The organism is Mesorhizobium sp. B2-6-4, from assembly GCF_006441495.1.
GTDB lineage: Bacteria > Pseudomonadota > Alphaproteobacteria > Rhizobiales > Rhizobiaceae > Mesorhizobium.
The window spans coordinates 107,833-129,457 of record NZ_VFUE01000014.1 but is presented as its reverse complement, the minus strand read 5'-3'; the positions used below and the strand labels follow the sequence as shown (position 1 = coordinate 129,457).

Annotated in this window: 24 protein-coding genes, 1 pseudogene and 1 riboswitch; of the genes and pseudogenes, 3 read left to right on the top strand and 22 right to left on the bottom strand. The window is 65.4% G+C overall.

The features are described from left to right. Position 1: 1 nt before the first annotated feature. From FJ426_RS20540 to cbiE, 14 genes are all read right to left on the bottom strand, one after another. On the bottom strand, positions 2-301 hold the full coding sequence (locus FJ426_RS20540; RefSeq protein ID WP_140825513.1) for a hypothetical protein: 300 nt from the start codon (positions 299-301) through the stop codon (positions 2-4). A gap of 11 nt (positions 302-312) precedes the next feature. Continuing rightward, complete coding sequence (locus FJ426_RS20535; RefSeq protein ID WP_140579861.1) at positions 313-702, bottom strand: hypothetical protein; 390 nt, start codon at positions 700-702, stop codon at positions 313-315. Position 703: 1 nt separating this feature from the next. Next, positions 704-1,306, bottom strand: coding sequence for a hypothetical protein (locus tag FJ426_RS20530; protein ID WP_140579860.1), 603 nt, complete (start codon positions 1,304-1,306; stop codon positions 704-706). Next, complete coding sequence (locus FJ426_RS20525) at positions 1,303-1,647, bottom strand: hypothetical protein (RefSeq protein WP_140579859.1); 345 nt, start codon at positions 1,645-1,647, stop codon at positions 1,303-1,305. The genes FJ426_RS20530 and FJ426_RS20525 overlap by 4 nt, the downstream gene beginning before the upstream one ends. Before the next feature lie 26 nt (positions 1,648-1,673). After that, on the bottom strand, positions 1,674-1,850 hold the full coding sequence (locus FJ426_RS31455; RefSeq protein ID WP_181176978.1) for a hypothetical protein: 177 nt from the start codon (positions 1,848-1,850) through the stop codon (positions 1,674-1,676). After that, complete coding sequence (locus FJ426_RS20520; protein ID WP_140579858.1) at positions 1,847-2,296, bottom strand: helix-turn-helix transcriptional regulator; 450 nt, start codon at positions 2,294-2,296, stop codon at positions 1,847-1,849. Before FJ426_RS20520 ends, FJ426_RS31455 begins: the two co-directional genes overlap by 4 nt. A gap of 332 nt (positions 2,297-2,628) precedes the next feature. Continuing rightward, on the bottom strand, positions 2,629-2,892 hold the full coding sequence (locus FJ426_RS20515; protein ID WP_140516441.1) for a hypothetical protein: 264 nt from the start codon (positions 2,890-2,892) through the stop codon (positions 2,629-2,631). Between the two features lie 39 nt (positions 2,893-2,931). Continuing rightward, a complete protein-coding gene (gene cobT / locus FJ426_RS20510) occupies positions 2,932-3,942 on the bottom strand; it encodes a nicotinate-nucleotide--dimethylbenzimidazole phosphoribosyltransferase (RefSeq protein ID WP_140559570.1) in 1,011 nt (336 codons plus the stop codon). A 24-nt stretch (positions 3,943-3,966) separates the two neighbouring features. Then, positions 3,967-4,743 (bottom strand): adenosylcobinamide-GDP ribazoletransferase, encoded by a 777-nt coding sequence (gene cobS, locus FJ426_RS20505; RefSeq protein WP_140554992.1) that lies wholly within the window; start codon positions 4,741-4,743, stop codon positions 3,967-3,969. Between the two features lie 3 nt (positions 4,744-4,746). After that, on the bottom strand, positions 4,747-6,060 hold the full coding sequence (locus FJ426_RS20500) for a cobyrinate a,c-diamide synthase (protein WP_140559571.1): 1,314 nt from the start codon (positions 6,058-6,060) through the stop codon (positions 4,747-4,749). Continuing rightward, complete coding sequence (gene cobA / locus FJ426_RS20495; protein WP_140495562.1) at positions 6,057-6,875, bottom strand: uroporphyrinogen-III C-methyltransferase; 819 nt, start codon at positions 6,873-6,875, stop codon at positions 6,057-6,059. Before cobA ends, FJ426_RS20500 begins: the two co-directional genes overlap by 4 nt. After that, a complete protein-coding gene (gene cobM / locus FJ426_RS20490) occupies positions 6,872-7,636 on the bottom strand; it encodes a precorrin-4 C(11)-methyltransferase (protein ID WP_140559572.1) in 765 nt (254 codons plus the stop codon). Before cobM ends, cobA begins: the two co-directional genes overlap by 4 nt. After that, complete coding sequence (locus FJ426_RS20485; RefSeq protein WP_140521152.1) at positions 7,633-8,019, bottom strand: cobalamin biosynthesis protein; 387 nt, start codon at positions 8,017-8,019, stop codon at positions 7,633-7,635. Before FJ426_RS20485 ends, cobM begins: the two co-directional genes overlap by 4 nt. Further along, the gene (gene cbiE / locus FJ426_RS20480) at positions 8,016-9,251 is read right to left on the bottom strand and encodes a precorrin-6y C5,15-methyltransferase (decarboxylating) subunit CbiE (RefSeq protein ID WP_140559573.1); all 1,236 of its coding nucleotides are present in this window, start codon (positions 9,249-9,251) and stop codon (positions 8,016-8,018) included. Before cbiE ends, FJ426_RS20485 begins: the two co-directional genes overlap by 4 nt. 1 nt (position 9,252) lies before the next feature. Between cbiE and FJ426_RS20475 the strand changes: the two genes are divergently transcribed. Beyond that, positions 9,253-10,014 carry a cobalt-precorrin-6A reductase gene (locus FJ426_RS20475; protein WP_140559574.1) on the top strand — a complete coding sequence of 254 codons (762 nt, stop codon included), beginning with the start codon at positions 9,253-9,255 and terminating at the stop codon, positions 10,012-10,014. Here FJ426_RS20475 and FJ426_RS20470 read toward each other — a convergent pair. The 8 genes and pseudogenes from FJ426_RS20470 to FJ426_RS20435 form a co-directional block, all read right to left on the bottom strand. Further along, positions 9,978-10,742, bottom strand: coding sequence for a precorrin-3B C(17)-methyltransferase (locus tag FJ426_RS20470; RefSeq protein ID WP_140495567.1), 765 nt, complete (start codon positions 10,740-10,742; stop codon positions 9,978-9,980). The two genes, FJ426_RS20475 and FJ426_RS20470, sit on opposite strands and share 37 nt — an antisense overlap. After that, entirely contained in the window at positions 10,739-11,509 is a 771-nt protein-coding gene (locus FJ426_RS20465) for a precorrin-2 C(20)-methyltransferase (RefSeq protein ID WP_140521148.1), read from the bottom strand. The genes FJ426_RS20470 and FJ426_RS20465 overlap by 4 nt, the downstream gene beginning before the upstream one ends. Then, positions 11,506-12,138 carry a precorrin-8X methylmutase gene (locus FJ426_RS20460; RefSeq protein ID WP_140559575.1) on the bottom strand — a complete coding sequence of 211 codons (633 nt, stop codon included), beginning with the start codon at positions 12,136-12,138 and terminating at the stop codon, positions 11,506-11,508. Before FJ426_RS20460 ends, FJ426_RS20465 begins: the two co-directional genes overlap by 4 nt. Further along, positions 12,062-13,631, bottom strand: a pseudogene (gene cobG, locus FJ426_RS20455) (precorrin-3B synthase). The gene FJ426_RS20460 and the pseudogene cobG overlap by 77 nt, the downstream one beginning before the upstream one ends. Beyond that, on the bottom strand, positions 13,628-17,365 hold the full coding sequence (locus tag FJ426_RS20450; protein ID WP_140825512.1) for a cobaltochelatase subunit CobN: 3,738 nt from the start codon (positions 17,363-17,365) through the stop codon (positions 13,628-13,630). Before FJ426_RS20450 ends, cobG begins: the two are co-directional and overlap by 4 nt. Positions 17,366-17,381: 16 nt before the next feature. Next, entirely contained in the window at positions 17,382-18,434 is a 1,053-nt protein-coding gene (cobW, locus tag FJ426_RS20445; RefSeq protein ID WP_140495572.1) for a cobalamin biosynthesis protein CobW, read from the bottom strand. A 2-nt stretch (positions 18,435-18,436) separates the two neighbouring features. Further along, positions 18,437-18,883: a DUF1636 family protein gene (locus tag FJ426_RS20440; protein WP_140495573.1), complete on the bottom strand. Its 447-nt coding sequence runs from the start codon at positions 18,881-18,883 to the stop codon at positions 18,437-18,439. 37 nt (positions 18,884-18,920) lie between these two features. Continuing rightward, positions 18,921-19,125, bottom strand: a riboswitch (cobalamin riboswitch). Positions 19,126-19,154: 29 nt separating this feature from the next. Next, entirely contained in the window at positions 19,155-20,354 is a 1,200-nt protein-coding gene (locus FJ426_RS20435; RefSeq protein WP_140495574.1) for a winged helix-turn-helix domain-containing protein, read from the bottom strand. A 333-nt stretch (positions 20,355-20,687) separates the two neighbouring features. On the opposite strand from FJ426_RS20435, the gene FJ426_RS20430 reads away from it, so the two are divergent. Beyond that, a complete protein-coding gene (locus FJ426_RS20430; RefSeq protein ID WP_140495575.1) occupies positions 20,688-21,053 on the top strand; it encodes an NADH-quinone oxidoreductase subunit A in 366 nt (121 codons plus the stop codon). Beyond that, positions 21,044-21,625, top strand: a complete 582-nt coding sequence (locus FJ426_RS20425) for an NADH-quinone oxidoreductase subunit B (protein ID WP_140495576.1) — start codon at positions 21,044-21,046, stop codon at positions 21,623-21,625. The genes FJ426_RS20430 and FJ426_RS20425 overlap by 10 nt, the downstream gene beginning before the upstream one ends.

Sequence of the window (21,625 nt, the reverse complement as noted above, 5' to 3'; positions counted from 1 at the left end):
GTCAGTATCCTCGTGCTGGACTGTCGCAGTAACCACCGCGGTCGTAGTGCTTGTTGAAGCGGAACCAGCCGTGGCGGGTGGCGTCCTCGACCCGCCGGAGCTGGCCGTCGAACAACTCCAGCTTCCCGAAGATCTCGATCCCCTGGTCGCGGAGATAGTTCCAGCCCTTCTCGGTGGGTTCCGGCCACATACCCCTGGTCACGTAGCCGGAGCCCTGGAGGTAGCCGAGCGAGGCGCCGACAGCGGCGCCCCACCCGTCAATCGCGTCGTCGTCACCTGCGACGGATCGCAGGACTTTCAAGTCGTGGTCGATCATGCCGCGAGGGCCTCGAGTTCCTCGACCAGCTTCTTCGAGATGGGATCGATCTCGGCCATCTTCTTGAAGAACTGGAGCTTCGAGTACTCCTTGGTGCGCCGTTCGAGCGCGGCCTCGATTTCGGCCACTCGCTTCTCGCGCTCGGCCTGGGCCTTGTAGTCGCTGTCATCGACGACTTGGATGACGCGCTTGGTCGCCTTTATCGAGCCATTCGGAAGGATGTCGACCACCTTGACGCAGGTGTAGCCGCCGATCGGGCTGTCAACGATGACGTGGTCGTCCACCGCGACCGGGTAAGGGCAGAAATAATGGTACCGCTTTGAGCGGCCATATTCCGAGTTGTGGAAGACGGCGGCGATGACATTGGATTGACGTTCGATAGACATTTCAGTTTCCTTTGCTGAGCATGTGCTGTTTGAGCAAATGGGCGCCGTACGCCTCCCAGGGGAGGGCGATCAGGTCGGCCAAATTCACTTGCCCTAGAGTACTGGTTGATCGTCTCGCCTCGGGACGGAGGACGAGGGTTGGTTCACCCTGAAGGACGAGCCGGCGGGGCAGGTACGGAGCCGCCTCCAGGACCTGGTCAACGAAACGCTTGTCCTTGGCCCGCACGCCGGTCAGGACGAGGGGCTGGACGTTGGTGTATCCGAGGGATCTGATGATCTTGTCAGGTCTGACGCTCCAGAAAGGAGCGATCGGGAGTCGGGTAGGGCTGCTCATCCTGGACAGGATCGCAAGGATGAGGTGGAGTTCTGGTTGTGGGATGAACACCGCTTGGTTCCCCATCTCCTGGGGCACCGGCGACATGGCGTCTACCAGCGGGTCGGCGGGAAAGCGTGAAGGGTCGACTTCAGCTCGGAGATCGATGCGATGATCGCAAGGGTTCTTGCTCGGTTCGAACGGACATGGGATCTCAAAATTGAAGGCGCTTGTTGTCTTCTCGCCTTGCAGCAGAAAGGCGATGTCGCCTTCCCAGTGTATGCCGTTCACGCTGCTTTCTTGACCTCCTCTGCGAGCTGGACTTCGACCTTGGCTTTCGAGGCCCTTGTATAAGTGGTCTCGGTCTTCAGAATTCCAAGCTCGAACAGCTTGGCTTTGAATTTTCGGTCGGCCGCCTCGAGTTTGGCGTGGTCGATCACGATCTCCGAGCCCTTGGCCCTGCGCTCGACTGGGGCCGAGACGATCACCTTGCCGACGCCTGGGACGTCGTAGGTGTCGGCGCCGGCGGGGCGGATGAGTTCCTTGAGAACCTCGTAGCGCGCCTCCAGCGGTTCGAGCTTCGCCTTGACGGCGAGCAGCTCGTCCACCGTTGGCCTAATATTTTCGTTCATTCTGGACTCCATAAAAAAAGCCGGCGCTAGGCCGGCTGTTTGATTTCCGTGTCGTGGATGCTCATGAGCAGGGCTCGGAGCCTTGGGTCCTTCTCCAGCGTGATCGCAAGCTGGAAGGGGCCCTTGAGCCAGTCGGCTCGGCTCTTGGCCGTCCGCAGTCCGCGGACGGCCCCCCAGTAGTTCTTCATGCGGTCGTCAATCATTGCGCGAATGGTCTCATCAACTCCTCTATCGACGTGCTCATCACGGTCGCCAAGGTCTGCAGCTCCCTGATGGTGAAGTCGTGGAGACCCATCTCCATTTTCCTCACCGTGAGTCGGTTAACCGAGATCTGATCAGCCATCTGCTGGTATGTGAAGGCATGATCGATTTCCCGGTATTTGTTCAAGCGGATCCCGATCGAGTGATGGCCATAGCTCAAAGGCTTCTGACCGGCCAAAGCCAGCCTTCCGCCTCGGCGTCTGGCCGACGTGACCTCGATCCGCTTCGTCCCCATTTCCTTAGCTCGACGGACGAGTTTGACGACCGTGCTATACGACCGTCCGTACTTGTCTGCGAGCCACCCGTAACTGGCCCCTTGCTGCCAGTCTTCGATGGTGCCTTCAGGCCAGGGCTTTTTCGACCCGGCACCTATTGGTTGTATGGACATCTTTCCTCGTTGACCGAGGGTGTGTTCGGCACCGTGCTGCCGAACACACCCGCTATTTCCGACTTTGTCGCTCTTTGGCGATCGGAAAGACGAGGATTTTCAAGGAGATGATAGCGATTTCAGGTACTTAGACCAGAAAGTCCCCGCTATCTCTTAATCAGCGGGTCCACAGTTCAATCCTGTGCGCACCCACCAAATTCTTCAAAGACTTGGTGGAAAGACCCTGAATAGGCCGGTTCAATTGCCGCGCTCGTTCATCAGTGTTTGGCTGCCTTCGCAACCCGGCCGCCGTTGGCCAGGTGAGACGCGGGACTTTGCAGCTTGGTCAAAGACTACGATTGGCCGCGCCGAAAAACGCGGCTCAGAAACCTGCCGAACCGAAAAGCCATGCCGTTGTCCGCGCTCCGACCGTCGTCGGCATCAATGGCGGCCTTTCCGCCTGAGAAATCGCTGATGAGCCACCAGAAGAAAACCAGAAAAACAACGAGAATTGCGGTGTCGATCGGGCCGTAAGTTGAATATCCACTGTGCCGAAGCACACCAGCAAGCAGCACGGCGATAGTCATAGCAGCGGCAGCCGGGTGAAGCTTTTTCATCCACCAGATCTATTCGAGAATCGCTACAACCGGAAGATGTTACTTCTCCGACACGCCGGCCTCGGCAAAGCTCGCCATCCTCGCATGGCACTCCAGCGCCGAGCGGACGATGTTGACGGCGAGGCAAGCGCCGGAGCCTTCGCCGAGCCGCATGCCGAGGTCGAGCAGCGGCGGCAGGTCGAGCGCTTCGAGCAGGCCGCGGTGACCCGATTCAGCCGAGACGTGGGCGGCGATCGTATGAGCAAGGCCTGTGGAGTGCAGCTTTGCCAAAGGTGCTGCGGCTGCGGTGCAGACGAAGCCGTCAAGTAGCACCGGTATGCCCATGTGACGGGCGGCAAGCGTGGCGCCGAAGATGGCGGCGAGTTCGCGGCCGCCGAGCGCCATGGCAATCCCCAGTGGATCGGCAAGAACAGCGGCATGGCGCTCCAGGCCCGATTCGATGGCGACCACCTTGCGCTCGAGGCCGGCATCGTCGACGCCGGTGCCGCGTCCGGTCCATTTTTCGGCACCGCCGCCGAACAGCGCCGCCGAGATCGCGGCGGCCGGCGTGGTGTTGCCGATACCCATCTCGCCGAAGCAGACGAGATCGAGATCATCAGTCACCGCATCGTAGCCGGCCGAGACGGCGGCAAGAAATGCCTTGTCGTCCATCGCCGGCGTTTGCGTGAAATCGCCGGTCGGATGGTCAAGATCGAGCGGAATGACATCGAGTTCGGCGCCTGCGATGCGGGCGAGCTGGTTGATGGCCGCACCGCCGCCGGCGAAATTCGCCACCATCTGCACCGTGACTTCCGAAGGATAGGCCGACACGCCTTGGGCGGTAACGCCGTGGTTGCCGGCGAAGACGAAAACTTTCACCCGCTCGAGCCTAGGCATGTCGCGGCCCTGCCAGCGCGCCAGCCACGCGGCGATGGACTCAAGCCGGCCGAGGCTGCCCTGCGGCTTGGTCAACGTGTCCTGGCGGCGAGCGACCGCGCTCGCGGCGGCGTCATCGCCATCAGGCAGGTCGAGGCAAGCAGCGCGCAGTTCATCTAGGGATTTGAAAGGCATGGAAGGAAATTCTCCGAAACAGAGTCAGGAAAGGGCTACGGAAGCGACGAGCAGCACCGCGATTTCGCTCACCTGTTGCATAGCGCCGATCGTGTCGCCGGTCTGGCCACCGATCTGGTTGAGGCAAAGCGCGTGGAAGGCGGCAAACAGCAGTCCGAGCAGGATAAGCGCCGCGATGGCGCCGCCAAGCCCGAGCAGGAGGAGCGGGATGGCGCCGAGCACGGCGCCGGCGAGGGCAATTTCCCGCGAGACGGTGCCGGCGCCGGCCGAGAGGCCATCGTCGCGCGCCGGGGGCAAGAGATGCATGAAGGCGCCGAATACGCCGCGCGAGGCCGCATGGGCGGCCAGGAGCGCGAAGAGAGCTTGTGTGGGATCGACGAATTCCGACAGCGCGCTCCAGCGGATGAGCAGCGACAGCGCCAGCGCCATGGCGCCGTAGGCGCCGATTCGGCTGTCGCGCATGATCTCCAGCTTTCGACCGCGCGTGTTGCCGCCGCCAAAACCGTCGGCGACATCGGACAGCCCGTCCTCGTGCAGGCAGCCGGTGGTGACCGCGGTTGCAACCAGGGCAAGGGCTGCCGCCGACCCGATGGCAAGGCCAAACCGTTCCGCCGTGGCAAAGACGATGGCGCCGATCAGGCCGACGACGAGGCCGGCGACCGGGGCGGCCCAGATCGCGGCGGCAAGGCTGCGGCCGCGAAAGTCGATGACGGGCAAGGGCAGCCTGGTGAAGAAGACCAGGCAGAGGGCAACATCGCTGGGGATTTGCCGGGGCGAAAGGGTGACCTTCGGGAACTTCATGCCTCAGCCCCTTGCGATGGCATGGAAGAAGGTGCCGCTGACCTGGCCGCGCCGGTAGCCCGAGGCGCCGATCGGATTGCCTTGCCCGTCAGCGAGGTCGGCCAGGGGCTCGTCATCGCCGGTAGCCGTCATCTGCGCATAGTGGAATTCGTGCCCGCGGATCAACGCGCCCCGCGGGCCGAGCGGACAGTCGGCGCGCAGCCGCGCTTCGCGATAGCCGAGGTTCATCTTGCGCTTGGCGAAGCTGGTTGAATGGCCGAGCAGGCCGAGCATTTTGTGCGTTTCGCCAGATGCATCTTCCAGGGCTTCGCCAAGCACCATGAAGCCACCGCACTCACCATGGATGGGCTTCGTCCCGGCGAACCTTGCCGTTCCTTTCCGAAAATTCGCAGCGGCGGCGAGACGGCCGGCGTGAAGCTCGGGATAGCCGCCGGGCAGCCAGCAGACGTCGCAGCTGTCGTCAGGCGCCTCGTCCGCGAGCGGCGAGAACGGAACCATCTCCGCGCCGGCCTTGCGCCAGTAGGCCGCGACGTGCGGATAGAGGAAGGTGAAGGCGGTATCCTCGGCAAGTGCGACGCGCTGGCCGGGCGGCTGCAGCGCATCGTCGAAGCTGCCGGGCTCCGGGGCGAGAGGTGTTGCCAGCGCCATGACGGCGTCGAGGTCGAGCGACTTTTCCGCCATGTCGGCCAACCGGTCGAGATGCGCCATCAGGTCATCATATTCACCGGCCTGGACGAGGCCGAGATGGCGCTCGGGCAGGTTCAAGGTGGGATCGCGCAGGATGGCGCCGACGACCGGCAGGCCGATCGCCTCGATGGCGTCGCCGGACAGCCGGCGGTGGCGCTCGCTGCCCAGCCGGTTGAGCACGACGCCCGCCATGCGAACCTCCGGATCATAGGTGGCGAACCCCTTGGCGACGGCCGCCGCCGTGGTCGACTGGCCGGAAACGTCCAGCACCAGCAGCACCGGCAGGCCGTAGAGCCGCGCGAGATCGGCCGCCGAACCGCTGCGGCCCGGCGCGGCCGGAATGCCGTCGAACAGGCCCATGGCGCTTTCGAGGATGACAAAATCGGCGTCGTCGGCGGCATTTACGGCCAGTGCGTTGAGCAGCGACGGCGACATCGCCCAGCTGTCAAGATTGACGCCGGACAGGCCGGTGGCGGCGGTGTGGAAGCCGGGATCGATGTAATCGGGGCCGGACTTGGCGCCGCGTACTTTCAGGCCGCGCCGGGTGAGTGCGCGTAAAATACCGATGGTGACGCTGGTCTTGCCCGAGCCGGAGCGCGGCGCGCCGATGATGATCGCGCGGGCGCTCACGACGCACCCGCCAGCGCCGCGCGCATGGCGACGATGCCGCCGACCACGATCAGCGCCGGCGCGGACAGGCCGGCGGCGGCGGCTTCCTCGGCGATGGTGGCCAGCGTGGCGACGACGATGCGTTCCTGCGGCGTCGTCGCGGCGACGATCACCGCCGCCGGAGTCGATGGCGCCAACCCGCCGTCGAGCAATGCGGCCGATATCACAGGCAAATTGGCCATGCCCATGTAGACAACCACTGGCTGGCCGGTGCGCGCGATCGCGGCCCAGTCGAGATCGTCATCGGTGCCGGCGGCATGCCCGGTCGCCAGGATCACCGCCTTGTTGATGCCGCGCATGGTGGCGGGGATGCCGGTGGCGGCCAGCGCGCTGAGGCCCGAGGTGAGGCCGGGCAGGACGCGGAACGGGATGTTTTCCCGCGCCAGGGCCAGCGCCTCTTCGCCGCCACGGCCGAAAATATAGGGATCGCCGCCCTTCAGCCTGACGACGCGGCGGCCCTGGCGCGCCAGCCGGACCAGCAGGGCGGTTATGTCGTCCTGTTTCATCGAGGGTTTTCCGCCGCGCTTGCCGGCAAAGAAAAGCTCGGCGTTTTCGGCAACCGCGACGACGTCCGGGGAGACCAGCGCATCGTAGACCAGCGCATCCGCCTCACTCAGCGCCGCCAGCACTTCCAGCGTCAGGCAGCCGGGATCGCCGGGGCCGGCGCCGGCGAGCCAGACATGGCCGGGCTCAAGCGTCCGCGGCTTGAAGTTCAGCCGGGCAAGCGCCTGTTGGAGCGCGGCGTTCTCGCCCTTATTTTTGGTGCTGTCGCTCACAATCCGTCCCGTCCGCGAAAACGCCGTTGGTAATGCGCGTCGTACAATGAACTCTCGCCAAAGCCTTCCGCCGCCAGCGAGCGGCCGACGAAGATGATGGCCGTACGCTCCATCGGGTCGGCGGCCAGTTGTGCCTCGATGGTTTCCAGCGTGCCGGTCAGCACGCGCTCGTCCGGCCAGGAGGCACGGAAGACGACCGCCACCGGGCAATCGCGGCCATAGAGCGGCGTCAGCTCGGCGACGATGCGATCGATGGCGTGGATGGCAAGATGAATGGCAAGCGTGGCGCCGGTGCGGCCGAAGCCGGCCAGCGTTTCGCCAGGCGGCATTTTTGAAGCGCGGCCGGAGACGCGGGTCAGCACCAGGCTCTGGGCGACTTCGGGAATGGTCAGCTCGCGCCGCAGAACAGCCGCCGCGGCAGCGAAAGAGGGAACGCCCGGCGTCAGCGTGTAGGGAATGCCGTGCCTTTCCAGCCGGCGGATCTGTTCGGCAACCGCGCTCCATACCGACAGGTCACCGGAATGCAGCCGCGCGACATCATGGCCGGCCTTGTGGGCGGCCAGATATTCGGCCTCGATCTCGTCGAGCGACATCGGCGCGGTGTCGATCAGCTTCGTTCCCGGGGTGCAATGCTGCAGCAATTCGGGCGCCACGATCGAGCCGGCATGGAGGCAGACCGGGCAGCTTGCCAGCAGCCGCGCGCCGCGCAGGGTAATGAGGTCGGCGGCGCCCGGACCGGCGCCGATGAAATGGACGGTCATGCCGCGTCTCCGCTGATGGCGATGGCGCAGGTGACCGGGCCGAGCACGATGCGTGGTCCCAGCAGCCTGGCGCCTTCGCCGGCGACGGCCAGCGCCGATGCTTCGGACACCGATGCTGTGCCGGCCAGATCCTGCGAGAGGCTGGAGTTGCTGAGCGCCTTCGTCGACGCTGCTTTAAGCGCTGCCTCATCGACGACAATGACGGGAAGGTTGAGTGTGCGACCTGCGGCAGCGATCGCCTGTTCATCTTTCTTGAGCGTGGCGGTGGCGAGCGACGAGAGCGCCGTCATCGCCAGCCCGTGCGCTTCGAGCGCGGTTTCTATCGCGGCAAGCACGTCCTCGACGCTCACGCCCTTTCGGCTGCCGATGCCCGCGACCATCATGGCTTGATCCAACTCCATTGGGTAACCGGCATCGCCGGCCGCCAGGCCTGCATCGAACCGACAGGCGCGGCGCGGGATATGGCGATGCGGGTGAGATCGCCCCCGAGCTCGGTATGACGGGCAAGAAGCAGCGTCTCCATTTCCAGCGTCACCGCATTGGCGACAAGGCGGCCGCCGGTGCGCAGCGCCTTGATGGCGGCGGTCAGCACGCCGGCATCGCTGCCGCCGCCGCCGATGAAAATCGCATCTGGCGTCTCGAGCCTTGCAAGCGCCTTGGGAGCGCTGCCTTCGACCACGATGAGGCCGGGAACGCCACACGCGGCAGCATTGTGGGCGATGCGGGCGGCGCGGATCGGGTCGGCTTCGATGGCAACAGCGCGCATCGAGGAATGGGCGAGCATCCATTCGATGCCGATGGAACCGGAGCCGGCGCCAACATCCCACAGCAGTTCGCCGCGCCTCGGCGCCAGCGCCGACAGCGTGATGGCGCGGATGTCATGTTTGGTGATCTGGCCGTCATGGTCGAACAGATGATCGGCGAGGCCTGATGTCAAAGGCAGGATACGCGCATCCGGACCAGATTGAATTTCGAGCGCCAGTACATTGAGCGGATTGATGTTTTCGAGGTTGAACGCATCGGCGCGGGCCGAGCGCAGGTTCTCCTTTGGCCCGCCAAGCGCCTCCAGAACCGTCAGCCGCGAGGCGCCGAAATCAAGCTCGGTGAGCAGGCGGGCGATCGCCGCCGGTGCATCGGCATCGGATGTCAGGGCCAGGATGCGTGCGTTGGGTTGCAGCAATGGCCGGATCAGGTCGATGGGGCGGCCATGCAGCGAGACGGTTTCGATGTCCTGCAGCGCCCAGCCAAGGCGAGCGGCCGCCAGCGAAATGGCCGACGGGGCGGGAATGACATGCATCTCCCGCGGCATGACCTTGCGGGCGAGGGTGACGCCGACGCCGTGGAAAAAGGGATCGCCGGAGGCAAGAACGCAAACGCGCTTGCCGGCGAGCGACAGCACGTCGTGCATCTTGGCATCGAAGGGAACCGGCCATGGGCGCGGATCGCCCTTGGCGAATGATGAGACGAGCGCCAGATGCCGCTTGCCGCCAAAGATGATTTCAGCGTCGGCGATCCGCTGCTTGGCCTCGTCGCCGAGACCGGCTACACCGTCCTCGCCTATGCCGACGATGGTGAGCCATTTTTGGTTGGCGCCGCGTAGACTCTTAGCAGGCATGATGACCCACCGCATTCTGATCCTCGGCGGAACCACCGAAGCCCGGCAACTGGCTGGAAAACTGGCAGCCGGTCACTCGGTGATGCTGTCGCTGGCGGGCCGCACCGAAAGCCCGGTGACGCAGGGCGTGCCGGTACGCAGTGGAGGGTTTGGCGGCGCCGATGGTCTGGCCGCCTATCTCAAGGAGACAAGCATCGAGCTGCTGATCGACGCCACGCATCCCTACGCGGCGCGAATTTCCGCCAATGCGGCGCAGGCCGCGCGCATGGCCGGGGTGCCGATCGTCGCTCTGCGCCGTCCCGGCTGGGAGCCTGTCGAGGGCGATCGCTGGACGCAGGTCTATACGACAGGCGATGCCGTGCAGGCGCTTGGACCGGCGCCGCGCCGTGTATTCCTGGCTCTCGGCCGGCAGGAGGTCGCGGCTTTCGAAGCCGCGCCCCAGCACCATTATCTCATCCGCAGCGTCGATCCGGTCGAGCCGAAGCTGGCAGTGCCCGATGCCACCTATCTCCTGGCGCGCGGGCCGTTTCGCGAGGCGGAGGAACGCACGCTGCTCCAGCGGCACGGCATCGACATCGTCGTATCCAAGAACAGCGGCGGCGCGGCGACTTATGGCAAGATCGCCGCGGCGCGGGCGCTTGGCCTCGACGTCGTCATGGTGCGCAGGCCTGCGCTGCCGGAGGTTCCTTCGGCTGCGACCGTTGATCAGCTTGCCGACATGGTCGATCATCTTGTCGAGCCTGCCGCGGAGCGCGGCGTGTAAACCAGCGCCGGCCTGTTACCGCGCCTGATGATCCGGGTTTCCGGCGAACCGATGATGATGCAGGTTGCCATGTCCGCCTTGTCGGCATCGGCATCCGCCAGCAGGAACACCTCGATGCGCTCATCGGGCCGGCCTGCGGCACGGCCGAATATAACGGGCGTGGTGCCCGGCAGAATGGCCTTCAGACATTCGAAGGCGCGGCCAAGCTGCCAGGGGCGCGCCTTGCTGATGGGATTGTAAAGCGCGATGACGAAGCCGGCGCCGGCGGCCGCCAGCAGGCGCAGTTCGACCAAGTCCCATGGCTTCAGATTGTCGGACAGCGAGATGGCGCAGAAATCATGGCCGAGCGGTGCCCCGATGCGGGCAGCGACAGCGAGCATGGCGGTGACGCCAGGCACGATTGCGAGATCGATCGCGCGCCATTCGGAGGGGCCGGCTTCGATCGCCTCGCAGACGGCCGCCGCCATGGCGAAGACGCCTGGATCGCCCCCGGAGACGACGGCGACATTGTGACCTTCGGCCGCCTTCGCCAGCGCCTCGTTGGAGCGGGCAAGCTCTTCGCGATTGTCGGAGGCGATGCGGGTCTGGTCCGGGCGCAATTCCAGCCGGTCGAGATAGGGCTTGTAGCCGTAGAAGAAGCTTGCCTCGGCGACGGCGTGGCTCGCCTGCGGCGTCACCTGATCGGCGTTGCCAGGTCCGAGCCCGATGACAGTGAGGCGGCCGCTCATGCGCCACCCGCCGACGCGACAGGGCGTCCGGACCAGCCGGCAACGAGCACAATGGCGAAATAGGGCGCCTTGTCGTCCGGCTTGTCGGTGAGCCGCATCGAGACGCTGCCCGGCATGGTGCCGCGCTCGACATAGACGGCGCGTGTCAGCTTGCCGGTGGCCTCCAGCGCCCGCCGGATTTTGGGCAGGTTGCGGCCGACCTTCATGATAACGGCGGCATCGGTGTCGGCGAGGCGCCGGGTCAGTTCGAACTCGCTCATCGTGCCCGGCAGCACGGTCAGCACGTCGTCGCCCTGAACGATCGGCAGGCCGGTCGCCGACCAGCAGCCCGACATGGCGGTAACGCCGGGAATGACCTCGGTCGGAAAACGATGGGCGAGGCGCACATGCAGATGCATGTAGGAGCCATAAAAGAGCGGATCGCCTTCCGACAGCACGGCGACCATCCTACCGGCATCCAGATGACCGGCAACGGTCTCGGCGGACTCCTCGTAGAAGGCCGATATCTGCGCGCGGTAATCGTCGTGATCCTTGTCGATCTCCGTGGTCACGGGATAGAGCAACGGCAGCTCCAGCATGTCGGGTCGGAAGCGCGTCTCGACGATGGCGCGCGCATTGCTGTTGTTGCCGCGCTTGGCGAAATACGCCACCACATCGGCCTCGGCCAGCGCACGCGCGGCCTTCAGCGTCAACAGTTCCGGGTCGCCGGGACCGGTACCGACGCCGACCAGGCGGCCCCTCGAGCCGGTTTTGGGGAGCGCGTTCACAGGCCGGGCCTCGCGAGAGAATTGAGGGCTGCCGCGGTCATGGCGCTGCCGCCAAGCCTGCCGCTCACGATTGCATAGGGTACGCCGTAGGAATTCTGCGCCAGCGCGTCCTTCGATTCGGCGGCACCGACGAAGCCCACCGGCATGCCGATGATGGCGGCCGGTTTCGGCGCACCGTCGCGCAGCTTCTCCAGAAGATAAAAGAGTGCGGTCGGCGCATTGCCGATGGCCACCACCGAACCGGCGATGCGCTCGCCCCACAGGTCGATCGCGGCGGCAGAACGTGTGTTGCCGATCGTCTTGGCGATTTCATGCGTGCGCGGGTCGCGCAAGGTGCAGATCACCTCGTTGCCGGCAGGCAGGCGGGCGCGGGTGACGCCGTGCGAGACCATTTCGGCGTCGCAGAAGATCGGCGCGCCGGCGGCAAGCGCGGCCCGTGCGGCGGAAACGAAATCGCTGGAGAAGACAAAATTCTTGGCGGCTTCCACTTGGCCGCAGGCATGGATCATGCGGACCGCGACATCGGCCTCTGCTTCGGAAAAGCGCGCGAGATCAGCCTCGGCGCGGATGATGGCAAAGGAGCGTTCGTAGATCGCCGTGCCGTCGTGGATGTAGTCGTAGGCGACCATTGTCATTCCTGTCGATAAGCCTCTGCGATGCCGGCCGGCCCCAGCCTTGTCAGGCAGGCGGCGGCGGTCTCGCCCTGATAGCGTGCGCTGCGGATTGCCGCCGCGACGCGGCCGATGCCGCGCGCGGCGTCATAGCCCGGCCTGTAACCGGCAGGAAGGGCCTTTGCCGTCGCGTTCACGACAAGTCCGGCTCCATTTTCGCCGCCGACCACAGTCAGCGCCGCTGGGCCGGGATGCGCGCAGCCCTTGGCGCAGCCCGAAACATGCAAGGTGAAGTCGAGACTATCGGCGTTTTCGGTGGCAATCGCCTCGGCGATGTCGCGCGTGGCGATGCGACCCGAGGCGCAAGCCGGCGCGCCGGGACAAGCAGCGATGCGCGTGCGCGGGTCGGTGGGGGAGGTGACGAAGCCGAGGGTGGCGGCGGTGAGTTGGAGGGAAGGATTGGCGGCTGGTGGCTGGCCGAGGAAGAGCAGGGCGCGGCCCGGGGCGAGGCGGATTTCCGACGTCCCGAGGGTGAGAGCGCTTTGAGCGAGGGCGATGAGCCTTTCGGCGGGCATGCTGCCGTAGGGGAGACCGATGCCGAGAGTGGGGACGTCGCCGGCTAAGGGGAAAGGGCCGATAGGTTTGCGCGAGGCGCCCCCCTCTGTCCTGCCGGACATCTCCCCCTCAAGGGGGGAGATCGGCGGCTTCGACGTCGGCTTTTCTTTAGCAGCACCGGAAATTGGCGAAACCGTCGGTGACCACGTAATCTCCCCCCTTGAGGGGGAGATGTCCGGCAGGACAGAGGGGGGCGCCTCGCGCAAACTTGTCAGGCATAGCCAACCCGCCAGAGACACCAACTGCCGCTCCGACAAATCCCTTGCGTGAGCGTCGCGGCCTTTCTCGGCAACCATTCTCAGCGCAGCTACGACAATGTCGCGCGCGGCGTCTGCATCGACCGTTACGAGCAGCCTTGCATTCCGCCCGTCACCGGCAACCGACACCCGCCAGCGGATTCCCGCCTCGGTGCTCGCCGCCTTCAGCCGCACGTCGGCCGTCACAGCATCCATCGTGAGTTGCCCGCCACCGTCGACAACGACCGAAACCTTCGGCCCGAGCCGCTGCGTCAGCCCGGCGTCCTCGACCGCTTCCCTGATCCGATCAGCCAGCGGCCTGGGGTCGGCGATCTCCTGCGGATCGATGCCGGCCAGTGGTCCGGTCTCCACTGGTACGCCAGTGCGGACCACAATGCCCAGCGCATCGACTTCCTTCGCCAGCAGGGTTGCACTTTGCGTGGTCAATCCGCGTATTTGCAAGCTGCCGCGCGCTGTCACTTCCATGATGCCGTTGCCGTGCCGCAGGGCGGATTCTGCCAGCCCGATCAGAAGCTTCGGCGACAATCCGCCAGAAGATGGGCCTCCGGCGACCGGGTTGAGCCGCACCAGCAGGCCGTCGCCGGTCTGCATCGGCGCCGAAAGGGCCGGGCAGGCGCCGCGTCGGGAGTAGGCGTTCATGCCGCCAACTCCCGTGCCTCGGCAATCAGTGCCGCGAGGTCGTCGTCGATCGAATTGCGCAAGGGATGCCAGAGGCCCCGCCGTCGCGCCGACAGGAGGCGTTCGGCAATGGCTTTCGCGGCGGCCGGGTTTTCGCGCAGGATGAAGGCGCGGACGTCCGCGTCGCCGAGATAGGCATCGTGCACGGCCTCTATCAGCGCGTCCGGTATCGCCTGCGTGGTTTCGGCGAAGCCAACCAGCCGGTCGACCGTTTCGGCGAATTCCGAGGCGCCGCGCGGGCCGTGGCGCATCTGGCCCGCTATGAAGCGGGCGTTGACGGCGCGGGCGCGCACGACGCGCGTCACGGCCTCACTAAGTGAACGCGGCTTCGGCCTCTGCGGATCGGTCGTGTCGAGCACGATGACGTCGGCATTCCTGCCAAGCGCTGCAAGGGCGGCCGAGAAGCCGCCGATGAAAGCGACATCGGCGGAGCCTTCGAGGATGTCGCGGCCGGGATCGTCGCCGGTGTGGACGAGAAGATCGGCTTCGGCGATGCGGTTCTCGAATGCGCCGGGCGCGGCGATCCCCTCACCGCCGGCGCCGCCATAGGAATGCGACGTGGCATCGAGATAGGCGCGGCCGATTTCCTCGCGCGCCGCCCAGTCGCCGCTCGACAGGATTTCCTCGACGCCAGCGCCGTAAGTGCCAGGCGAGGTGCCAAAGATGCGCGGGCTGATCTTGCCCTCGGCGCGGGTCCTTGCGGCGAGCGGATTTTCCGAATCGTCCTCGTCGCGCGCGGCAACGGCGTTGGCAGCGGCATCGATCAGCGCGATCTGGGTCGGGAACATGTCGCGGAACAGGCCCGATATGCGCCAGGTGACGTCGACGCGCGGGCGGCCAAGCGCTGCCGGTGCCAACACCTCGATGCCGGTGACGCGACCTGTGGCGGCATCCCATTGCGGGCGGCAGCCCATCAGCGAAAGCCCCTGCGCGATCTCCTCGCCGCCGGTGCGCAAAGACGCCGAACCCCAAAGGTCGATGATCAGCGAGCGCGGCCAGTCGCCATGCGATTGCATATAGGTGCGCACCACTTCCTCGGCAGCAGCCTTGCCGATGTCGTAAGCCGTCGGCGTCGGCATGGCGCGCGGGTCCGACGTGAACAGGTTGCGGCCGGTGGGCAGAACGTCGGAACGGCCGCGCGCGGGCGCGCCGGACGGGCCCGCCGTGACATGACGGCCGTCGAGCGCGGCAAGAAGGGCGGCTTTTTCGGTTCCGGCGCTTTGCCGGCGCATGGCGTCGGGTTCGTTCTCGGGCGCACGGCCATAGACATGCAGCCCGTCCTTGATGGCGAAATCCTTGAGGTCGCAGAGCCAGGCATCGATGCGGCGCAGGGCCTCGTCCGGCGCGTCGGTGCGGGCAACGCCGGCCTCCGCGGCGAGGCCCGTGGTCTGCGCGGTTTCGACGATCAGACTGGCCAGACGGTCGCGGCGGCGGCGGTCGAGACCGTCAGCCTGGGCGTATTCATCGACCAGCCGTTCGAGCCTGTGCTGGTTCTCGTCCAATCCGGCGCCGGTCAGCGGCGGCGGCAGATGGCCGAGCGTGACGGCGGCGATCCGCCGCTTCGCCTGCGCCGCCTCGCCGGGATTGGAGACGATAAAGGGATAGATGACGGGCAGGGGACCGGTGACGATCTCGGGGAAGCAGCTTTGCGAAAGCGCAACCGTCTTGCCCGGCAGCCATTCCAGCGTGCCATGCGCGCCAACATGGATGAGCGCATGGACGCCGAGCAATTTGCGCAGCCACAGGCCGAAGGCGAGCAACGCATGGCGCGGCGGCAGCGTCGGGTCGTGATAGTCGGCGCGGCGGTCGGCCGAGCGGCCGCGGTCTGGAGCCAGCGCCACGGTGATGTTGCCGAAGGTCGCGGCGCGGAAGGGGAATTTGGCGGCGGGCAGCGCTTGAACACCCCCCTCTGTCCTGCCGGACATCTCCCCCGCAAGGGGGGAGATTGGCAGTTTCGACGCTGGAGCTACTCTTGCAACGTTGGAGATTGGCGAAGACAGAGATGACGGCGTAATCTCCCCCCTTGCGGGGAAGATGTCCGGCAGGACAGAGGGGGGTGCCTCGCGCAAACCTGTCTCGCCTTCGGCTTTGCCCCAAGCTGCTTCTACGGCAGCAATTGCTGCGCCCGGCAATTCCGTTGAGAGGGCAAGGTACTCATCCAGCCCCAGCCCGGCCTTGCCGGACTCCAGCAAATCCAGCAACGCACGCGGCGATTGCGGGATCCCTTCAACCGCATAGCCCTGTTCCTTGAGGTCGTGCAGCATCGCCAGCACGCTGGACGGCACGTCCAACCCGACCGCATAGCCGGTGCGGCCGGGAGCGCTTGGGTAATCGGGGATCAGGATAGCGAGCTTGCGCTCCGCGCGGGGCGTCTCCCGAAGCCTGATGAAGGCCGCGACCCGGTCCGCCACCTGTTCGACGCGATCGGGTTCCGGCCGGTTGGCAAAGGCGCGGTGGCCGAGCGCCGGGTCGGTCTCGCTCTCGCCCTTGAACGAAACGGCGCCGGCCAGGATGCGGCCGTCGAGTTCGGGCAGCACGACATGCATGGCGAGGTCGGCGGGCGCAAGCCCGCGCTGGTTCTTCTCCCATACGTCGCGGCGGGTGGTGGCGACGATCACCTGGAAGACCGGCACGCCGGCGCGGTCGAACAGGGTCTCGACGCCGGGTTCGGCGCCGGACGCGAACGCGGTCGCAGTGATGATGGCGGCGGGCTGGGCAATCGCGGTTTCAACAAAAGCCAGAGATTCCGGGTCTTTCAGGCTGGAGACGAAGATCGGCACCGGGAGCATGCCGCGCTGCCGTAGCGCCTCGAAAAGCGCGTCGATCGGCGCGACATCGGCGGCGAGCAGCATCGAGCGGTAGAAGAGGACGGGAATCACGGGTGGGTTGACGTTGCCGGCGTCGAGTTCCGTCACACCCCCCTCTGTCCTACCGGACATCTCCCCCGCAAGGGGGGAGATTGCTCTTTCATCGACGATTTCGCCTATCGCGGATGGTCGAGATAAATCCCTGTCCAAGGGGACAGAAGAGGAGCCGGCCTTGATGACAGCCGATCTCCCCCCTTGCGGAGGAGATGTCCTGCCGGACAGAGGGGGGTGTGTAGGATCGTCAACATTCGATAAGTGCGGCTTCTCCACGACTCCGCGCCCCGGCTCATAAAACCCGGCTTTCGGCACGCTAACCGGTTCGGCAAGTTCGGCATCAGACCCCGCCAACCGCGCCAGCCTGCGCACCAGCGCGCTCATATTGGCCGGGCCGCCCTGGCGGAAATAATTGAGCAGCCCGTCCAGTTCCTCGCGCGGCAGCGTCGAGGCTTCGATCAGCCTGATATCCTCGTCGTGGCTTTCACCGGGAAGCAGTGCCAGCTTTATGCCGCGCTCACGGGCAACCACGGCCAACTGGTCGCAGCCGTAGCGCCACCACTCGTAACCGCCGAGAATACGCACCAGAATGACTTTGGCGTTACGGGCGACGCTGTCGATCCAGAGGTCGACAGACATGGGGTGGCGCAGGTCGCGCAGCGCGGCCAGCCGCATCGTGGGCAGCCGATCGGCGTCGCCTTTCCAGGCCGCTGCCAGTCCGGCCAGGTCGCTGTCCGTGAAGGACAGCGCCACCATTTCCGCCGGCGTCTGCCGCAGATCGACCGGCTCGGCGAGATCGTCGAGCGAGGCGGATGTGGTGGTGAGGATGTGCATCGCGGTCGGTGTTGCCTCAGCCGGCGAGGATATGCTCGATCGCCGGGCGGTTCAGCCCCTTGAGGCCGATGACGACCAGGCGCGAGCGGCGGTCGTCGTCAGCCGTCCAGGCGCGGTCGTAGTAATGATTGACGCGCGGACCAACGGCCTGGAGCAAAAGCCGCATCGGCTTGCCGCCGACCTCGACGAAGCCTTTCACCCGCAGCACGTTCTCCTGTTCGGCGGCGGTCGCGACGCGCTTTGCCAGGTCGTCCGGGTTGGCGATCGAGGGGATGTCGACGATGAACGTATCGAAGTCGTCGTGCTCGTGGTCGAAGGCGCCGTCATGATGGGACTTGCGGTTCTCGATGTCGTCCTCGACGGCGAGGCCTAGCCCGAGCAGCACGGACGGATCGACCTTGCCATGAGCCGTCGGCACGACCTTCACGGCGCGGGCGGAGTGTTCGCCAATGATGGCGTTGGCGCGAGCCGAACCTGCGGCATCCATCAGGTCGCTCTTCGACAGGATGATGAGGTCGGCGCAGGCGATCTGGTCCTCGAACACCTCCTCGACGGGGTCGTCGTGGTCCAGTGTCTGGTCCTGCGCGCGTTGCGCCTGCAGGGCGTCCATGTCGTTGGCGACGCGCCCCTCGGCCAATGCCGGACCGTCGACCACGGCGATTACGCCGTCGACTGTCACCCGGCTCTTCACTGTCGGCCACTGGAAGGCCTGGACCAGCGGCTTGGGCAGAGCCAAGCCTGAGGTCTCGATCAGGATGTGGTCGACCTTCGGCGTCAGCGACAGGATCTGGTCGAGCGCCGGGACGAAATCGTCGGCGACGGTGCAGCAGATGCAGCCATTGGCCAGTTCGACGATGTTTTCCTCCGGGCAGGTGTCGATGCCGCAGCCCTTGAGGATCTCGCCGTCGATTCCGATGTCGCCGAATTCGTTGACGATGATGGCGATCCGCTTGCCGCCCGCGTTCTCCAGGAGATGGCGGACCAGCGTGGTCTTGCCGGCACCCAGGAAGCCGGTGACCACGGTACAGGGGACGCGGGAGAGAGTGGCGGCGGAAACTGCGGCGGTCATGATCAGTCCTTCAGCATGTCGAGGGGAGGAATGCGGGCGACGAGGCCGCGCTTGAGGGAATCCGGGCGACCACGCCACGGAATGAGGCCGTTGGTCGAAGCGGCGAAGAGTTTCGCGCCGGTGACGAGATCGGCGCCGCTGGCGATGTTCAGGTCGCCGAAGACATAACTCCAGCAGCCGTCGCGAAGAATCGCGGCACTGAGACGGCGCTTGCAGTTGCCGAGGCATTCGACGGTGCGGACACGGACATTGTCGGCCGTTGCGGCTTGGCGCGTATCTTGAGCCAAAACTTCGCCGGCGCGGGGATGGGCATCGGAACCGGTCTCGTCGCGGCAGGAAGCGCAGATGATGACAGTGACGCCGGCCAAGGCGTCGCTATCGCCAGACAAGTCGCTATCGCCAGACAAAATGTCCGCTGTTTCAGCCGGGAAACTGCTGTCGCGTTCCAAATCGGGCTCCTTGCCCGGAAAACCCGCCGGGCGATCGGATTCTTATGTCTCAGACGGCAGGTCTCCTGGCTCGCGGGTCATCGCCTTCGTGCCGCCTTCCCGGGACCGTCCCAGTGGTTTTCGGCCTTGGCTCGTCGCTTACAGTTGCGGGGACAGCCGCGGATTTGAAATCGAGATTTCGCACCGCATTCCCTCTTGGCTCCTCCCTTTGCCGAGAGGAGACCGTCTGGAATGGATTTAGGCTCTTGCAGGCGGCGGTGTCAACGCGCGTCTACGACACGGCAATGTCGGCGAGCGGCTGCCCAAGGTCGCCGGCGGGCGTAACCTCGATCCGTTCGAGGCCGAGCCAGCCCTGCATCTGCGTCAATTCCTGGAAGAGTTGCGCGGCGGTTTCAGGCGGCGCGCCGGGCTCGGCATAGGCCGCGTGGACGCGTAGCACGCTGGCCGGCCGGTCGGCCTTGAGGTCGACGCGCGCCACGATCCTGTCGCCGAGCAGGAACGGCAGGACGTAATAGCCGTATTGCCGTTTTTCGGCAGGGGTGTAGATTTCTATGCGGTAGTGGAAATCGAACAGCCGCTCCGTGCGCGAGCGCTCGAAAACGACCGGATCGAACGGCGCCAGCAAGGCGCGGGCCTCGATTTTTCGTGGAATACGGGCCTCCTTATGGAGGTAAGCCGGTTTGTTCCAGCCCTCGACACGCACCGGCACCAGCTCGCCTGTTTCAACCAGCTCCTCCAGCCGGCCCTTCATGTCGGCCGGCGACAGGCGGAAATAGTCGCGCAGGTCGCTTGCTGTCGCGACGCCATGAGCGCGGGCGGATATCCGCAGCAATTCCCGATGCGCGTCCTCGGCTGACGGCACCGGCAGATCGAGGATCGCCTGCGGCAGCACGCGCTCGGGCAGATCGTAGAAGCGTTCGAAGCCACGGCGGTGCGCGGTGGTGATGCGTCCTGCCCAGAACAGCCATTCGAAGGCATGCTTGGCGTGGCTCCAGCCCCACCAGCCGCCGGACCCTTTCTGGCCTTCGAGCGCGGAGGCGGCGATCGGGCCGCGCTCCGCGACCTCGCGGTAGATCTCTTCGATATAGGCGGCGTGCTCGCGGCCCCATTTGGCGAGACCCAGATACATTTCATCGCCACGCTCCGCGCGCTGCATGCGCCAACGCATCAGGGGATAGGTCTCGACCGGCAGGAAGGAAGCCTCGTGCGCCCAGTATTCGAAAACCGTGCGCTTGCGCGTGACGGCGGCGTTGTCGAGCAAGGCGAACGGGTAGGGACCAAGGCGCGAATAGAGCGGCATGTAGTGAGCGCGCACCACCGCGCTGACGGAATCGATCTGCAGCAGGCCGGTACGCGAGAGCACGCGGGCGAAGTGGCGTCGGTCGGGCGTGCCGGCGGGGCGGGGATCAGTGAACCCTTGGGCGGCGAGCGCGATGCGCCGGGCCGTGGCAAGCGAGATCTTTTCCTTCATTCGGATGCGACTCTGATGGCTTGTTGAGCGTCGTTCGGACGGTTGATTCCGGCCATGCTAGCAGGGTTTTGGCGGCAACTCTGTCAGGAGAGAAAAGTGGAGTAAAAAGCGAAGGAAATCAAACAGGAGCGGATCGGACCAGTTTCTTCCCTTCTGCCGTCCAGGCCAGTGTTTTGAACAAGGTTTGACTTGCTTCGCCGGAAGCGCTGCGCTAACCCTCGCCGCGTTGCAGCAAAGGCCCCTTAAAACGGTTCAGCGGTTAAACTGTCACGCTTCCGCAATAGGGTCTGGTGCTGTAATCAAAATGGATTGGCGCCAACGGAAAGCCGCAGCATGAACGCACTTCTCAGTTCGTACCTGCCCATCGTCCTGTTTATCGCAGTGGCGGCGGCTGTCGGCGTCGCGCTTATCGTGGCGCCGTTCCTGGTGGCCTATCGCAATCCCGACCCGGAAAAGCTTTCCGCCTACGAATGCGGGTTCAACTCGTTCGATGACGCCCGTATGAAGTTCGACATCCGCTTCTACCTGGTGTCGATCCTGTTCATCATCTTCGACCTGGAAGTGGCCTTCCTGTTTCCGTGGGCGGTGTCGTTCTCGAAAATCGGCATGCTCGGTTTCTGGTCGATGATGGTGTTTTTGGCGGTGCTGACCATCGGCTTTGCCTATGAATGGAAAAAAGGAGCGCTCGAATGGGATTGAGCGACAGTTCCGGCACGCTCGTCGCGCCGAAGCCCAAGGGTCTGATCGATCCCAATACCGGCAGGCCGGTTGGGTCCGATGATCCGTTCTTCCTCGAAATCAACAACGAACTCGCCGACAAGGGCTTTCTCGTCACCTCGACCGAGGCGCTGATCACCTGGGCGCGCAGCGGCTCGCTGATGTTCATGACCTTCGGCCTCGCCTGCTGCGCCGTCGAGATGATCCACACCTCGATGCCGCGCTACGATTCGGAGCGGTTCGGTGTTGCTCCTCGCGCGTCTCCGCGCCAGTCCGACATCATGATCGTTGCCGGCACGCTGACCAACAAGATGGCCCCGGCGCTGCGCAAGGTCTACGACCAGATGCCGGAGCCGCGCTACGTCATCTCGATGGGCTCCTGCGCCAATGGCGGCGGCTATTACCACTATTCTTATTCGGTGGTGCGCGGCTGCGACCGCATCGTGCCGGTCGACATCTATGTGCCCGGCTGTCCGCCGAGCGCCGAAGCGCTGCTCTATGGCATTCTTCTGCTGCAGAAGAAGATCCGCCGCACCGGCACGATCGAACGGTAA

What these genes read in the sequence shown, in the direction of transcription:
- cobM (WP_140559572.1), bottom strand. Translation starts at nt 7,636, where the DNA reads ATGACCGTCCATTTCATCGGCGCCGGTCCGGGCGCCGCCGACCTCATT.
- FJ426_RS20460 (WP_140559575.1), bottom strand. Translation starts at nt 12,138, where the DNA reads ATGGTCGCCTACGACTACATCCACGACGGCACGGCGATCTACGAACGC.
- FJ426_RS31455 (WP_181176978.1), bottom strand. Translation starts at nt 1,850, where the DNA reads ATGATTGACGACCGCATGAAGAACTACTGGGGGGCCGTCCGCGGACTG.
- cobT (WP_140559570.1), bottom strand. Translation starts at nt 3,942, where the DNA reads ATGCCTTTCAAATCCCTAGATGAACTGCGCGCTGCTTGCCTCGACCTG.
- FJ426_RS20520 (WP_140579858.1), bottom strand. Translation starts at nt 2,296, where the DNA reads ATGTCCATACAACCAATAGGTGCCGGGTCGAAAAAGCCCTGGCCTGAA.
- FJ426_RS20485 (WP_140521152.1), bottom strand. Translation starts at nt 8,019, where the DNA reads ATGATGGTCGCGGGCATCGGCAGCCGAAAGGGCGTGAGCGTCGAGGAC.
- FJ426_RS20535 (WP_140579861.1), bottom strand. Translation starts at nt 702, where the DNA reads ATGTCTATCGAACGTCAATCCAATGTCATCGCCGCCGTCTTCCACAAC.
- FJ426_RS20435 (WP_140495574.1), bottom strand. Translation starts at nt 20,354, where the DNA reads ATGAAGGAAAAGATCTCGCTTGCCACGGCCCGGCGCATCGCGCTCGCC.
- FJ426_RS20515 (WP_140516441.1), bottom strand. Translation starts at nt 2,892, where the DNA reads ATGAAAAAGCTTCACCCGGCTGCCGCTGCTATGACTATCGCCGTGCTG.
- FJ426_RS20425 (WP_140495576.1), top strand. Translation starts at nt 21,044, where the DNA reads ATGGGATTGAGCGACAGTTCCGGCACGCTCGTCGCGCCGAAGCCCAAG.
- FJ426_RS20470 (WP_140495567.1), bottom strand. Translation starts at nt 10,742, where the DNA reads ATGAGCGGCCGCCTCACTGTCATCGGGCTCGGACCTGGCAACGCCGAT.
- FJ426_RS20525 (WP_140579859.1), bottom strand. Translation starts at nt 1,647, where the DNA reads ATGAACGAAAATATTAGGCCAACGGTGGACGAGCTGCTCGCCGTCAAG.
- cbiE (WP_140559573.1), bottom strand. Translation starts at nt 9,251, where the DNA reads ATGCCTGCTAAGAGTCTACGCGGCGCCAACCAAAAATGGCTCACCATC.
- FJ426_RS20430 (WP_140495575.1), top strand. Translation starts at nt 20,688, where the DNA reads ATGAACGCACTTCTCAGTTCGTACCTGCCCATCGTCCTGTTTATCGCA.
- cobW (WP_140495572.1), bottom strand. Translation starts at nt 18,434, where the DNA reads ATGACCGCCGCAGTTTCCGCCGCCACTCTCTCCCGCGTCCCCTGTACC.
- cobS (WP_140554992.1), bottom strand. Translation starts at nt 4,743, where the DNA reads ATGAAGTTCCCGAAGGTCACCCTTTCGCCCCGGCAAATCCCCAGCGAT.
- FJ426_RS20450 (WP_140825512.1), bottom strand. Translation starts at nt 17,365, where the DNA reads ATGCACATCCTCACCACCACATCCGCCTCGCTCGACGATCTCGCCGAG.
- FJ426_RS20475 (WP_140559574.1), top strand. Translation starts at nt 9,253, where the DNA reads ATGACCCACCGCATTCTGATCCTCGGCGGAACCACCGAAGCCCGGCAA.